The sequence below is a fragment of the Stenotrophomonas sp. STEN147 genome (assembly GCF_056757995.1).
Genome location: NZ_JBRRCG010000005.1, coordinates 1 through 14,677, shown reverse-complemented (window position 1 = coordinate 14,677; position 14,677 = coordinate 1). Strand labels below are relative to the sequence as shown.

The following is a 14,677-nucleotide window of genomic DNA, read 5'->3' as shown; positions in this document are numbered from 1 at the left end:
ATCCACAGGCTTGTCCATGGCCGCCAGGGTCGGCGCATGCCTACACTCGTCTGGCCCACTTTTGCAGGAAACACCGCCGCATGTCCGCCCGTCCCGGCTTCCGTTCCAACCGCAGAGACCGCGGTGATGGCTTCGAACGCGATGATTCGCGCATCGACCAGCTGCGGGTGCCACCGCATTCGGTGGAGGCCGAGCAGGCGGTGCTGGGTGGCCTGATGCTGGCACCCGAAGCGTTCGACCGGGTCAACGACCAGCTGACCGAGACCGACTTCTATCGCCGCGATCATCAGATGATCTACCGCGCGATCCGCGAGTTGTCCGAGCGTGACCGACCCTTCGATGCGGTGACGCTGGGCGAATGGTTCGAATCGCAGGGCAAGCTGGAGCTGGTAGGGGATGGCGCTTATCTGATCGAACTGGCCAGCACCACGCCGTCGGCGGCGAACATCGCCGCCTACGCCGAGATCGTGCGTGACAAGGCGGTGCTGCGGCAGCTGATCCAGGTCGGTACCGACATCGTCAACGATGGTTTCCAGCCGGAAGGCCGCGACAGCAGCGAGCTGCTGGCGTCGGCGGAAAAGAGCGTGTTCGCCATTGCCGAGCAGGGCGCACGCGGGCGTACGGATTTCGTCGCCATGCCCGGCGCGCTGAAGGATGCCTTCGAGGAACTGCGCAACCGCTTCGAGAACGGCGGCAACATCACCGGCCTGCCAACCGGCTACAACGATTTCGACGCGATGACGGCCGGCCTGCAGCCGACCGACCTGATCATCCTGGCCGCGCGCCCGGCGATGGGCAAGACCACCTTCGCGCTGAACATCGCCGAGTATGCGGCGATCAAGTCGAAGAAGGGCGTGGCGGTGTTCTCGATGGAAATGTCCGCATCACAGCTGGCGATGCGACTGATCTCCTCCAATGGCCGGATCAACGCGCAGCGCCTGCGTACCGGCCAGCTGGAAGACGAGGACTGGAGCCGCGTCACCAGCGCGATCAAGATGCTGAAGGAAACCAAGATCTTCATCGACGACACGCCGGGCGTATCGCCGGAAGTGCTGCGCTCCAAGTGCCGCCGCCTCAAGCGCGAGCACGACCTGGGCCTGATCGTGATCGATTACCTGCAGCTGATGAGCGTGCCCGGCAACAGCGAGAACCGCGCGACCGAAATCTCGGAGATCTCGCGTTCGCTGAAGGGCCTGGCCAAGGAGCTGAACGTGCCGGTGATCGCACTTTCCCAGCTCAACCGCTCGCTGGAAACGCGTACCGACAAGCGCCCGGTGATGGCTGACCTGCGCGAATCGGGCGCCATCGAGCAGGACGCGGACATGATCGTGTTCATCTACCGCGACGACTACTACAACAAGGAAAACTCACCGGACAAGGGCCTGGCCGAAATCATCATCGGCAAGCACCGTGGCGGCCCGACCGGTTCGTGCAAACTGAAGTTCTTCGGCGAGTACACGCGTTTCGACAATCTGGCCCACGATTCGGTCGGTTCGTTCGAGTAGGGCTGCCGGCCGCGGGCCGGCGATCTACTTCTGTTCTGCAGGAGCCGGGCGCGTGCCCGGCTCTTTGCGTTGGTGCGTGCGCAAGGCGCGTACCTTGCCGGGCGATGGTCACATGACGTGTAACTGACATGTAACTGGGCCTTCCTACCATGCCGCCGCTGTCCTCCCACTTCCGACGCCCGTCGCTGGCGTCCAGCGCGTCCAAGGAATCCGCCTCCCATGCCGTCCCACGCTCCGCTCCGCCGCAATCTGCTGGCTCTGCTGGTCTGTGCCTCGCTGCCGTCGCTGGCGGCCGCTGAAACCGCCCCCACCTCCGATGCACCGTCGGCGACCACCCTCGATTCGATCTCGGTGATCGGCCGCGGCGAAGCGCGCCAGGTGCAGCGTGTCACCGCCGAGGACATGAAGGTGCTGCCGCCGGGCGCGAATCCGCTCAAGCTGCTGGCCAGCAAGCCGGGCGTGCATTTCGAGTCGGGTGACGCCACCGGTGCCTACGAGTGGTCGACCAGCATCAGCCTGCGCGGCTTCAACCAGAACCGGCTCGGCTACACGCTGGACGGCATTCCGCTGGGCAACATGAGCTACGGCAACAGCAATGGCCTGCATGTCAGCCGCGCGGTCATCAGCGAGAACCTGGGCGGTGCGGAAGTCTCCACCGGCATCGGCGCGCTGGGGACGCCGTCCACCAGCAACCTGGGGGGCGTGTTCCAGTTCTATTCGATCGACCCTTCCACCGAGTACGGCGTGGTGCTGGCGCAGGGCTTCGGCAGCGACAACGCGCGGCGCAGCTATGCGCGCCTGGAGACCGGCGAGCACCAGGGGTTCGCCGCGTACCTGTCCGGCGTGTACTCCGAAGGCGACAAGTGGAAGGGCAAGGGCTCGCAGGAGCTCAAGCAGTTCAACGGCAAGGCCGTTTACAACTTCGGCGTGGACAGCAGGATCACTGCGCTGTTCAACGCATCACGCCGGGTCGAGGCGGACTACCAGGATCTGTCGCTGGAGATGATCGACCGCCTGGGCTGGAACTGGGACAACTACGCGCCGGACTGGGACCGCGCGCTGGCCGCGGCACGCGGGCAGTTCAGTGGCGGCGTCAACAGCCCCTGGGATGCGTACTACTCCGGTCATGGCCTGCGCAACGACGATATCTCCAGCGTCGCCGGCGACTTCGGCCTCAACGATGCGATGCGCCTGAAGGTCAATGTCTACAATCACAGCAACCGCGGGCAGGGCCACTGGTTCAGTCCGTCAAATCCTTCCAATCCGGGCACCGCGCGCGAGATTCCGATCTCGATCCGCACCACCGAGTACGCGATCGACCGTACCGGCGTGACCTCCGCGTTCACCTGGAACGTCGGCGGGCACGAGCTGGAAGCCGGCCTGTGGTACGAGGACAACGGCCACAGCGTGCAGCGCAACTTCTACTACATCGATGGCCCGATCACCGATGACTTCTTCCTGCGCAATCCGGACCAGCGCGTGTGGCGCCAGCTCTACACCACCATCACCCGCCAGTTCTATGTGCAGGACCGCTTCCGCCTGTTCGACGACCGCCTGACGGTGGACATCGGCGCGAAGTCGCCGCACACCCGCACCCGCGTCCGCACGCCGCTGGGCAGCTATGCCAACAACAGCAGCCTGACCTCCAGCAAGGGACTGCTGCCGCAGGCCGGCTTCAATTTCAAGCTCAACGAAGGCAATGAAATCTTCGGTTCGTTCGCCAGGAACATCGCCGCCTATGCGCTGGGCGTGGGCAGTCCGTTCAACGTGCCGCAGCAGGCCTTCGATGCCAGTGCGCGCAACCTCAAGCCGGAGCAGTCGCGCACGATCGAACTGGGCTGGCGCGGCTACGGGCAGGGGTATGAGGCGTCGGTCGCGGTGTACGACGTGAAGTTCGACAACCGCCTGCTTGCCATCGCCCAGTGCGTGGGCATCCTCGGCTGTCCTGCGTTGTTCTCCAACGTCGGTTCGGTGACCAGCCGCGGTTCCGAGGCGACCCTGCAGCTGAAGCCGGTGCAGGACGTGACCTGGTCCAACGCACTGTCGTGGAACGACAGCACCTACGACGACGACTACGTCAACAACGGGGTGGTACCGACCCGCGGCAGGAAGACCGTGGATACGCCGGAATGGATGTTCGCCAGCACCCTGGCCTGGACGCCGGGCCCGTGGGACATGCGCCTGTCCGCCAACCATGTCGGCAAGCGTTACGTGACCTATACCAATGACCTGTCGGTTCCCAGCTACTGGCTGGTCAACGCCTCGGTGGCTTACGATTTCGGCTCTCTGGGGCCCGCGCAGAACCTGACAGTGGCAGTGAACCTGACCAACCTGGCGGACAAGCGTTACCTGTCTTCGATCAACACCAACGGCACCTATGCCGCAGATCCCACGCGCAGCCTGGCCACCATGCAGGTGGGTGCGCCGCGGCAGGTGATGGCGACGGCGACCGTGCGCTTCTGATGCAGCGGCCCATGGATCCGGAGCACCGTCGTCGCCTGCTGCGCATGGCGTGGCAGGGGACGGGGGCGGCGATCGCACTGGCGGCGATGCCGGGGCTGGCTGCGGCAGGCCCACGGCCACGTCTGGGCCGCGATCCGTTCACCCTCGGCGTCGCCGCCGGCGATCCGGACCCGCAGGGGGCTGTGCTGTGGACACGGCTCGCCCCCGATCCGCTCAACGGCGGTGGCATGCCGTCGCGGGCGGTGCCGGTGCGCTGGTTCGTGGCTGAAGATCCCGGCATGCGCCGTCCGGTGCAGCGCGGCGTCGCCGCAGCGGTGCCCGAGCTGGCGCATTCGGTGCACGTGGAGATCAATGGCCTTCGTCCCGGCCGTGACTATTACTACCGTTTTGCCTGCGACGGTGATGAGGAAAGCACGGTCGGCCACTTCCGCACCGCGCCGCTGCCGGACGCGCAGCTGCAGCAGCTGCGCCTGGCCCTGTGCACCTGCCAGGCCTGGAACAGCGGCTACTACCCGGTACTGCGTGATATCGCGCGGAGCGATGTCGACCTGGTACTGCATGCCGGCGACTATCTGTACGAGTACAGTCCACTGCAGAACGCACGCGGCCGAACACTGGATGCGGAGCGATTCAGCGGCGAGACCGTCAGTCTGCAGCGCTATCGCGACCAGTACGCGCTGTACAAGCTCGATCCGGACCTGCAGGCAGCGCACGCCGCGCACGCCTTTGCGGTGATCTGGGATGACCATGAGGTGCAGAACGACTATTCCGGCGTCCATCCTGAAAAGGACAGCGTGCCGGTGGAGGACTTCATCGTCCGGCGGGCCGCTGCCTATCGCGCCTTCTACGAGCACCTGCCCATGCGCAGTACTCCGGCCGGCAATGGTGGCCTGCGGGTGCACCGGCGCCTGCGCTACGGCGACCTCGCGCAGCTGAGCCTGCTCGACTGCCGCCAGTTCCGTCCGGCCAACCCCTGCGGCGTGGGCGAGTCGCCGCGCTGCGAGGCGGCACTGGACCCGCGCATGAGCATGCTCGGGCCCGGCCAGGAGGCGTGGTTCGCGCAGTCGATGGCGGCCGCGCGGGGCACGCGCTGGAATGTGGTGGTGCAGCAGCTGCTGATGGCGCAGCTGCGGCTGGACGGCGGCACCCCGCGCGAGCGGTTCTGGAACGATGCCTGGGATGGGTATCCTGCCGCGCGCAACCGGTTGCTGCAGGCGCTGCAGGCGGGCGGGCAGGGCAATGCGATCGTGCTGGGAGGCGACTGGCATTCCACCTTCGTCAACGATCTGAAGCTGGACTTCGATGCGGCCGATGCTCCCGTGGTGGCCACCGAGTTCATCGCCCCCGCCATCAGCAGTGGCGGAGACGACACACCGTATGGCCCTTACTACGGACCGTCGATTCCCCTGAATCCGCACATCCGCTATTTCGACGGCGACCGCCGTGGCTGGTGGAAGCTGCAGCTCAACCGGCAGGCCGTGGGTGCGGAACTGCGCTTGGCCGACAGCGTGCTGCGTACCGATGCCGCGGTGCGGACCGCCGCGCGTTTCCAGGTCGCCCACGGCCGCCCAGGGGCGGTGCAGGTATAGCGGCTGCGTTCCGGGTTTCATCGCGCCCTGCCGGGTTTCGTCGCAAACCGTTTGCTCCCTCCGGGGCAGGGCGGCACTGTGGTCGCAGGCGGCAAGGGGCCGCCGCAAGGAGACCGTGATGAAGACCCTGTTCGCGCTGGGCGTGTGGTGCCTGCTGTTCGTGCTGTGCTGGCCGTTGGCGATCCTTGCCCTGATCGCCTGGCCGTTCGTGTGGCTGCTGAGCCTGCCGTTCCGCCTGGTCGGCATCACGTTCTCGGCGCTGTTCGCTTTCCTGCGCGCGCTGTTCATGCTGCCGGCACGCCTGCTGGGTGGCGGCCGCGGTCCGGTGGCTGCGTGATGACGCCGGCCATCGCGGTACTGGTATTGGCGCTCGCGGCGCCGGCCCCTGCCACGCCCGCGACACCGCCATCAGCCTGGCTGGAACGCCAGCAGACCGCCGCTGCCGACGAAGCGGATGCTGCGGCGGCCAAGCTCGCCAAGCCTGACAGGCCCAAGGAACGCTGCAGGGTGGTGAAGGAATGGAGGGTGGGTGAAACCGTGGTGCAGCATCGCATCTGTGACGATGCACCGGAGCCGCCTGCTGGAAAGGTGTAGCGCCGGGCCCGTGCTCGGCTCCACATCAGAAGGCCAAACAAAAAAACCCCGCCGAGGCGGGGTTTTTTTGTCATGCCACCGGGCCGATCAATTGGCCTTGTGGATGGCGCGCTTGCTGACCGCCATCGCCGCGTCGTGGACCACTTCCGACAGCGACGGGTGGGCGTGGCAGATACGGGCCAGATCATCGGCCGAACCGCTGAACTCCATGGTCAGCACGCCTTCGTGCACCAGCTCGGACACGTTGGCGCCGACCAGGTGCATGCCGAGGATGCGATCGGTCTCGGCATGGGCCAGGATCTTCACGAAACCTGCCGGCTCGATCATTGCCACGGCACGGCCGTTGGCGGCGAACGGGAAGCTGCCGGCCTTGTACGGGATGCCTTCGGCCTTCAGCTGTGCTTCGGTCTTGCCCACCCAGGCCAGTTCCGGCTCGGTGTAGATGACCCACGGAATCGTGTCGAAGTTGACGTGACCCGGCAGGCCGGCGATCAGTTCGGCCACGGCGATGCCTTCCTCGAAGCCCTTGTGCGCCAGCATCGGGCCGCGCACGCAGTCGCCCACCGCCCAGACGCCATCGACGCCGGTGTGGCAATGCGCATCGACTTCGATCTGGCCACGCTCGTTGACCTTCACGCCGGTGCCTTCCGCCAGCAGGCCCTTGGTGGCAGCGCGACGGCCGACGGCCACCAGCAGCTTGTCCACGGTCAGGGTCTTCTCGCCTTCGCTGTCGGTGTAGGTGACAACGACTTCCTTCTTCTTGCCCTTGCCGGTGATCTCGGTCTTGGAGACCTTGGCGCCCAGGCGGATGTCCAGGCCCTGCTTCTTGAATTCCTTGGCCGCGGTCTTGGCAACTTCGGCGTCGGCGACGGCCAGGAACTCCGGCAGCGCCTCGAGGATGGTCACTTCAGCGCCCAGGCGCTTCCACACGCTGCCCAGCTCCAGGCCGATCACGCCGGCGCCGATCACCGCCAGGCGGTTCGGCACTTCGGTGAAGTCCAGGCCGCCGACGTTGTCGACGATGGTCTCGCCGTCGAACTTGGCGAACGGCAGTTCGATCGAATCCGAACCGGCGGCGATGATGACGTTGGTGCCCTTCAGCTCGACTTCCGAGCCGTCGTGCTGCTTCACCTTGACCACGTTGCCCGGCTGCAGTTCACCGAAGCCGTAGTAGGTGGCGACCTTGTTGGCCTTGAACAGCATGGCGATGCCGCCGGTGAACTGCTTGACGATCTTGTCCTTGCGGCCAACCATCGCCTCGACGTCCATCTTGGCGTCCTTGAAGCTGATGCCGTGGTCGCCAAAGATGTGGCTCATGTTCCAGAACTGGCGCGAGGAATCCAGCAGCGCCTTGGACGGGATGCAGCCCACGCGCAGGCAGGTGCCGCCCAGCGCCGGCTTGCCATCCTTGCCCAGCGCTGCGTCGATGCAGGCGGTCTTCAGGCCCAGCTGGGCCGCGCGGATGGCAGCGTGGTAACCGGCCGGGCCCGCACCGATGACGACGACGTCGAATTGTTCAGCCATTGAATTAGTCCTTGATGCTTTACCGGAACCCCCTTCCGCGCGGGCGCGGAAGGGGGCGGGAGGTCTTACAGGCCGAACAGCATGCGGCCCGGGTTTTCCAGCTGGTTCTTGATGTCCACCAGGAACTGCACCGAGTCCTTGCCGTCGATGATGCGGTGGTCGTAGGACAGCGCCAGGTACATCATCGGCGCGATCACGACCTGGCCGTTCTGGGCGATCGGACGCTCCTTGATGGCGTGCATGCCCAGGATGGCGCTCTGCGGCGGGTTGATGATCGGCGTGGACAGCAGCGAACCGAAGGTGCCGCCGTTGGTCACGGTGAAGGTGCCGCCCTGCAGTTCTTCCAGGCTCAGCTTGCCGTCACGGGCCTTCTTGGCGTAGTCGGCGATGGTCTTCTCGATGTCGGCGAACGACATGCGCTCGACGTTGCGCAGCACCGGGGTCACCAGGCCCTTCTCGGTCGACACGGCGATGGAGATGTCCGAGTAGCCGTGGTAGATGATGTCGTCACCATCGATCGACGCGTTGACCAGCGGGAAGCGCTGCAGCGCGTTGGCGGCGGCCTTCACGAAGAAGCTCATGAAGCCCAGCTTGATGCCGTGGGCCTTGACGAACTCGTCCTGCAGTTCCTTGCGCGCGGCCGACACCTTGGACAGGTCGACTTCGTTGAAGGTGGTCAGCATGGCGGTGGAGTTCTTGGACTCCATCAGGCGTTCGGCGATGCGCTTGCGGATGCGGGTCATCGGCACGCGTTCTTCCGGACGTGCGCCACCGGCCTTGCCGGCGCCGCCGTTGCGGGCGAAGTTGACGATGTCTTCCTTGGTCACCGCGCCGCGACGGCCGGTGCCGTCCACGTCGGCCGGGTTCACGCCCTCGGTGATGGCGGTGAAGCGGGCACCCGGCGGCAGCGCATCGGCGGCCGACTTGGCTGCCGGGGCCGGAGCCGCGGCGGGAGCCGGAGCAGCGGCTGCGGCCGGAGCCGGGGCATCGGCCTTCTTCTCTTCAGCGGCCGGAGCCGGGGCAGCCGCCACGGCGCCTTCCTCGATGATCGCCACGACCTGGCTGGAGGTCACGGTGGCGCCCACGTCGAACTTGATCTCCTTCAGCACGCCATCGACCGGCGACGGCACTTCCAGGACGACCTTGTCGGTTTCCAGGTCAAGCAGGTTTTCGTCGCGCTTGACGGCGTCGCCCACCTTCTTGTGCCAGGTGGCGATGGTGCCGTCGGCGACGGATTCGGGCAGTACCGGGGCTTTGACTTCGGTGGCCATGCGGGAGCTTCCTGGTTTGTCTTCTAAATAAGGGGGAGGAGAGTTATTCAGCGACCTGGTCGTTGAACGGGTTGACCAGTGCGTCGGCAATCAGCTGCTGCTGCTCGCGGACATGGTCAGCCATGTGACCGGCAGCCGGCGACGCCGAACGTGCGCGACCGGCGTAGTGCAGGTTCTGGCCCTCGGCCAGGCAGAACTGCAGGTGGTGGCGGATCTGGTACCACGCGCCCTGGTTCTGCGGTTCTTCCTGCGTCCACACCACGTCGGTGGCCTTGCCGTACTTCTTCAGTTCGGCAGCCAGCAGCGCACGCGGGAACGGATACAGCTGCTCCACGCGGATGATCGCAACGTCGTCCTGGCCACGCTTGGTCTGGTCTTCCAGCAGGTCGTAGTAGACCTTGCCCGAGCACAGCACCACGCGCTTGACCTTCTTGGCGTCGGCATTGGCATCGCCGATCAGGTGCTGGAACTCGCCGTTGGCCAGCTCGTCCAGGGTCGACACTGCCAGCTTGTGGCGCAGCAGCGACTTCGGCGACATCACCACCAGCGGCTTGCGGGTGGTCATGTGCAGCTGGCGACGCAGCATGTGGAAGGCCTGGGCCGGGGTCGACGGCACGACCACCAGCATGTTCTCCAGCGCGCACAGCTGCAGGAAGCGCTCCAGGCGCGCCGAGCTGTGTTCCGGGCCTTGCCCTTCATAGCCATGCGGCAGCAGCAGGGTCAGGCCGGAAATGCGGCCCCACTTGGCTTCACCGGCGGCGATGAACTGATCGATCACCACCTGGGCGCCGTTGGCGAAGTCGCCGAACTGGCCTTCCCAGATGCACAGCGTGTTCGGATCGGTGGTGGAGAAGCCGTACTCGTAGGCCATCACCGCTTCTTCGCTCAGCAGCGAATCGATGACGGTGGCCTTCTCCGGCGAATCCACCAGCTGCCGCAGCGGCATGTAGTAGTTGTCGGTCTTCTGGTCGTGCAGGATCGCGTGGCGGTGCGTGAACGTACCGCGGCCGACGTCCTGGCCGACCAGGCGCAGTGCATGGCCTTCGTCCAGCAGGGTGGCGTAGGCCAGGTTCTCGGCAAAGCCCCAGTCGCCCGGAATCTCGCCTGCGGCCATCTTGCGGCGGTCGTCGTAGACCTTGGCCACGCGCGAGTGCAGCTGCACTTCGTCCGGGATGGTGTTGATCAGCTTGGCCAGCTCGACCAGCTTGTTCTTCTCGACCTTGGTCGAGACCGGGTCGGACAGCTTGCCTTCCAGCAGCTTCGGCCAATCAACGAACAGCGGGCTGCTTGGCGGGGTCTTCTCGACCTTGGCCAGTTCGGTGGTCACTTCACCGGCGTCCAGCTTCTCGCGGTAGGCATCGACCATCGCCTTGCCGGCGCCGGCGGCGATCACGCCCGCCTTTTCCAGCTGCTCGGCATACATCTCGCGGGTGGTCGGGTGCTTGCGGATCACCTGGTACATCAGCGGCTGGGTGATCGCCGGCTCGTCGGCCTCGTTGTGGCCCCAACGGCGGTAGCACATCAGGTCGATGACCACGTCCTTGGCGAACTTCTGGCGGAACTCGAAAGCGAGCTGGGCGGCGAACACCACCGCTTCCGGGTCATCTCCGTTCACGTGCAGCACCGGTGCGGCAATCATCTTCGCCACGTCGGTGGCATAGCGCGTGGAGCGCGTATCCAGCGGATTGGAGGTGGTGAAGCCGACCTGGTTGTTGACCACGATGTGCACGGTGCCGCCGACGGCGAAGCCGCGGGCCTGCGACATCTGGAACAGTTCCATGACCACGCCCTGGCCGGAGAAGGCCGCGTCGCCGTGGATCAGGATCGGCATGACCTGCTTGCGGGCGGTGTCCTTGCGGCGCTCCTGGCGCGAACGCACGGAACCGGCCACGACCGGGTCGGCGATTTCAAGGTGCGACGGGTTGAACGCCAGCGCCAGGTGAACCGGGCCACCCTCGGTGGCCACGTCGGCGGAGAAGCCCATGTGGTACTTCACGTCGCCGGCCGAGGCATGCTCGTCGTGCTCGAACTTGCCTTCGAACTCGTCGAACAGCTTGCGCGGGTTCTTGCCCAGGGTGTTGACCAGCACGTTCAGGCGGCCGCGGTGGGCCATGCCGATCACCACGTCCTTGACGCCGTCCTTGCCGGCGCTGCGGATGATGGTGTCCATCATCGGGATCAGCGCATCGCCGCCTTCCAGCGAGAAGCGCTTCTGGCCGACGTACTTGGTGTGCAGGTAGCGCTCCAGGCCTTCAGCCGCGGTCAGGCGCTCCAGGGTGCGGCGCTGGGTGTCAGCGTCCAACTGGTAGTTGCCGCCGGCCAGTTCCAGCTTCTTGTAGATCCACTGGCGCTGCTCGACCTCGGCGATGTGCATGAACTCCGCACCGATCGAACCGGTGTAGGTCGCCTTCAGGCGCGCCAGCAGATCGCGAAGCTTCATGCGCGGCTGGCCGCCGACGCCACCGGTGCTGAACTCGCTGTTGAGGTCGGCATCGGACAGGCTGTGGAACGGCAGGCCCAGGTCCGGCGTATTGACCGGCGCAGCCAGGCCCAGCGGGTCCAGGCGGGCGTCCAGGTGGCCGCGCGAACGGTAGGCGGTGATCAGACGACCGACATTGCGCTCACGCTCGTCGCCCGCACCTGCACCGGTGCCGGCCTTCAGCGCATCCTTGGCCGCGTCCGCGATGTGGGAAATGACGGCCGAGTGCGGAATGTCACCTGCTTCGCGGCCCTTGAAGCCGTCGAAGTAGGTCTTCCATTTGGGATCGACACTGTCCGGGGAGACGAGGTACTGCTCGTACAGGTCCTCGACATAGGAGGCGTTGCCGCCGGCGAGTTGCGAAGATTGCGCAAACTGCTTCAGTAGATTGTCCACGATGGAGGGTGTTGATTCGCTTTGTGGGGTATGGCTTAAGAAGGACCCGGCAGGAAGATGAATAGCCCTGCGCAGGCGCGTTCAAACAGCCAAATTGTACCCCCATCCGGACACGAAGGGGCATCGCGGAGGCCATCGTGCGTCCCCCGGTGCCGCTTCCAGACAGGTTGAACCCGACCGTCGCGCTCAGAGGCCGAGCGCGCGGAGTTCGCTGCAATCGCGCGAACGGTCCCAGACGCGCTGCAATTGCTGCTCGAACTGCCGCGAACGTGCCGGCAGCGCGATGCCGGCCTCGCCGTCGAGGCGATGGCCGATCAGACGAAAGTAGAAGTCGCCCCTGTCATTGATCAGGCAGGCGGACGCCAGTGCCCGGTCGACCGGATCGGCCACCTCGCGGAAAAGGATCACGCTGGGCAGCCGCTGTGCCATCGCCAGCAGCGGCGCGCCGGCACGACCAAGGGCCGCCGCGTCATGCACGATCACCCGCAGCTGCTTGTCGTGGCGGGCGCTGGCGAAGCGGCGCAGGGCGGCCTGTACCGGGGCGGCATCGAGCAGGCCCGGGTCCAGCAGGTGGCTGTGCAGCCACGCCTGGCGACGGGCACGGTGGAGGATGGCGGTGGTGGCGGCCACGGCCTCGGCGCGGCTGTTGATCGCGCTGGCCCCGCCCAGCCGGCGGCGCATCTGCTGGTGCTCCAGGCCGGCCTCCTCGAAGACCTCGCCTTCAGGCAGGAAGCCCTGCCGCGCGTAGAAGTCGCGGGCGGGCAGCTGTGCATGCAGATGCAGCTCGGCCAGGCCGAGGCCATGGCCGGCCTCGACCAGGGCCTCGAGCAGGGCTTCGCCGATGCCCTGGCTGCGGTGGCTCGCCAGCACCGCCATGCGGCCGACGCGGCCATCTGGTGTGAGGCGGCCAGTGCCGACCGGCGTGCCGTCGGCATCCAGCGCCAGTACATGGGCACTGACCGGGTCCATCGCGTCGCGCTCCAGTTCGCTGGCAATGCCCTGTTCCTGCACGAACACCTGCTGGCGCACAGCGTGGATGGCGCCATGCGCATCGGCATGACCCACCTGATGGACGCGGATCGAGGGCATGACTCAGGCGCGACCGGCGTCGCTGTCGTCTTCTTCGTCGTCTTCGAAGTTGACGATGACCTCGATGCCATCGTCATGCACGGTCACCACGTGGACATCGTCGGACACGGCGTCGTCATCGATCACCTCCACCTGGTCGCGGCCTTCGACCACCTCACCGAGCACGCCTTCATCCTCGCCCTCGTCGTCGGCGCCATACAGCTCGCTGGGGTCGATCAGCTGGAACACGCCGCCGACCAGCAGCTGCTGGACCACCGCGCGGCCCTTGTCCGACAGTCCGCGATAGGCGGCCGCGTCGAGCTGCTCGGCACCGGCCAGGCGCTGCGCATCCTTCACCGGCAGCGCGAAGTCCTGGCCGCTGACGTACAGGCTGGCGCCCCGCTTGGCCCGGCGCCAGGCCAGGCGGGCCCAGGGGTGGCGTTGCAGCAGAAGGCCGGACTGCAGGGCGGCGACCACCTCTTCCTGTTCCGGCGCGGCCTGGTGGGCCATCACTTCGCCGGCGGCGCGGTAGGTGGTGATGAAGCGGCCGAACCAGTCGCCCAGCTTGTCCGGGTCGTTCATGCGGATGGCGTTGAGGGCGGTGATCACCCGTGCCATCGCCACCGTGTCGATCTCGTTCGGATCGGCCGGCAGCTTCAGGTCGGGGTCCTGATAGCGGATGTTCTCGTCGGCATCGGCGATCAGGGTGTCCAGGTAGTCACTGATGAGTTCGGCCGAGGACGGCGCGCGCATGCCGAAGGAGAACGTCAGGCAGGGGTCTTCGGCGACGCCGTGGTGGGGCACGTTCGGCGGCAGATAGAGCATGTCGCCGGGCGCCAGCACCCAGTCGTGGGTGGGCTTGAACACCTCCAGCAGCTTCAGTTCCACGTCCGCACGGAACCCCAGCGGCGGGCGCCGGCCCTTGATCGACTCGCTGGCGTCGATCTGCCAGCGACGATGTCCCTGGGCCTGCAGCAGGAACACGTCGTACTGGTCGACGTGGGCACCGACCGAGCCGCCGGTGGCGGCGAAGCTGATCATGACGTCGTCCATGCGCCAGCGCGGGAGGAAGCGGAAGTGCTCGATCAGCGCGCGCACGTCCGGGTCCCACTTGTCCACGTCCTGCACCAGCAGGGTCCAGTCGTGGTCGGGCAGGGCGGGGAATACGTCTTCCTGGAACGGGCCGGTACGTACGCGCCAGCCGTCCTGGCGCTTGTCGTGCTCGATCAGGCGTGCCAGCACGCCTTCTTCGCAGGCCAGCCCGGCCAGGTCTTCCGGCTGCACCGGAGACTGGAAATCAGCGAAGGCGTTGCGGATGAGCAGCGGACGCTTCTGCCAGAAATCGCGCAGGAACACGGCCGGGGACATGCCCAGCGGCTGGCCGGGGCGGGCGGTGACTTCGATGAGCGGGGCGGAGGACTTGCGGGCGGCCATGGGGGAATCCTTGCAGCGGGAAGCGGGAGGGCGGCGCGGCGTGCCGCCAAGGCGTCCATTGTCCGACGTTCGTTGGGATTGCGCACGTGCGGTGGTTTGTCGCGGGGTGTCCGGCCAACGGCGGAGCCCCTCGTGGCGGGTGCTTGGTCGCGTGAAGGCAAAAAGCCGTGCCTGGCCGGGCGGGTGGGCTGCGCGGGGGACGCTGCAAGTACGTCCCTGTAAGCTTGGCCGCCGCATCCATGCGGCGGACACCCCCGCGCAGGCCCCCCCCCCCGCCCCGGGCAGTTTACAGCGGGGGGCGCCCCCGGATGGGAAAATAAAATAAAAAGCAACACCGGCGAGCGCGCGGGGCGT

10 protein-coding genes are annotated in these 14,677 nt (G+C 66.5%); 5 read left to right on the top strand and 5 right to left on the bottom strand.

Annotated features, from left to right (window positions below):
• Positions 1–80: 80 nt before the first annotated feature.
• The 5 genes from ACVOKU_RS07225 to ACVOKU_RS07205 all read left to right on the top strand — a co-directional run bounded on the left by ACVOKU_RS07225 (position 81) and on the right by ACVOKU_RS07205 (position 6,151).
• On the top strand, positions 81–1,505 hold the full coding sequence (locus ACVOKU_RS07225; protein WP_053515359.1) for a replicative DNA helicase: 1,425 nt from the start codon (positions 81–83) through the stop codon (positions 1,503–1,505).
• Positions 1,506–1,724: 219 nt separating this feature from the next.
• Positions 1,725–3,968: a TonB-dependent receptor family protein gene (locus tag ACVOKU_RS07220; protein ID WP_481559511.1), complete on the top strand. Its 2,244-nt coding sequence runs from the start codon at positions 1,725–1,727 to the stop codon at positions 3,966–3,968.
• The gene (locus tag ACVOKU_RS07215) at positions 3,968–5,557 is read left to right on the top strand and encodes an alkaline phosphatase D family protein (protein WP_481559510.1); all 1,590 of its coding nucleotides are present in this window, start codon (positions 3,968–3,970) and stop codon (positions 5,555–5,557) included. The genes ACVOKU_RS07220 and ACVOKU_RS07215 overlap by 1 nt, the downstream gene beginning before the upstream one ends.
• 118 nt (positions 5,558–5,675) lie before the next feature.
• Positions 5,676–5,894, top strand: coding sequence for a hypothetical protein (locus ACVOKU_RS07210; RefSeq protein ID WP_053515365.1), 219 nt, complete (start codon positions 5,676–5,678; stop codon positions 5,892–5,894).
• Complete coding sequence (locus tag ACVOKU_RS07205) at positions 5,894–6,151, top strand: hypothetical protein (protein ID WP_481559509.1); 258 nt, start codon at positions 5,894–5,896, stop codon at positions 6,149–6,151. Before ACVOKU_RS07210 ends, ACVOKU_RS07205 begins: the two co-directional genes overlap by 1 nt.
• Positions 6,152–6,238: 87 nt before the next feature.
• Here ACVOKU_RS07205 and lpdA read toward each other — a convergent pair whose 3' ends face one another.
• The 5 genes from lpdA to ACVOKU_RS07180 all read right to left on the bottom strand — a co-directional run bounded on the left by lpdA (position 6,239) and on the right by ACVOKU_RS07180 (position 14,323).
• Positions 6,239–7,675 carry a dihydrolipoyl dehydrogenase gene (lpdA, locus tag ACVOKU_RS07200; protein ID WP_053515369.1) on the bottom strand — a complete coding sequence of 479 codons (1,437 nt, stop codon included), beginning with the start codon at positions 7,673–7,675 and terminating at the stop codon, positions 6,239–6,241.
• A 65-nt stretch (positions 7,676–7,740) separates the two neighbouring features.
• The gene (sucB, locus tag ACVOKU_RS07195) at positions 7,741–8,946 is read right to left on the bottom strand and encodes a dihydrolipoyllysine-residue succinyltransferase (protein ID WP_065175459.1); all 1,206 of its coding nucleotides are present in this window, start codon (positions 8,944–8,946) and stop codon (positions 7,741–7,743) included.
• 43 nt (positions 8,947–8,989) lie between these two features.
• Complete coding sequence (locus ACVOKU_RS07190) at positions 8,990–11,821, bottom strand: 2-oxoglutarate dehydrogenase E1 component (protein ID WP_053515372.1); 2,832 nt, start codon at positions 11,819–11,821, stop codon at positions 8,990–8,992.
• Positions 11,822–12,007: 186 nt separating this feature from the next.
• Positions 12,008–12,910 carry a GNAT family N-acetyltransferase gene (locus ACVOKU_RS07185; RefSeq protein ID WP_481559508.1) on the bottom strand — a complete coding sequence of 301 codons (903 nt, stop codon included), beginning with the start codon at positions 12,908–12,910 and terminating at the stop codon, positions 12,008–12,010.
• Positions 12,911–12,913: 3 nt separating this feature from the next.
• Positions 12,914–14,323 carry a ribosomal protein uL16 3-hydroxylase gene (locus ACVOKU_RS07180; protein WP_481559507.1) on the bottom strand — a complete coding sequence of 470 codons (1,410 nt, stop codon included), beginning with the start codon at positions 14,321–14,323 and terminating at the stop codon, positions 12,914–12,916.
• Positions 14,324–14,677: the final 354 nt, after the last annotated feature.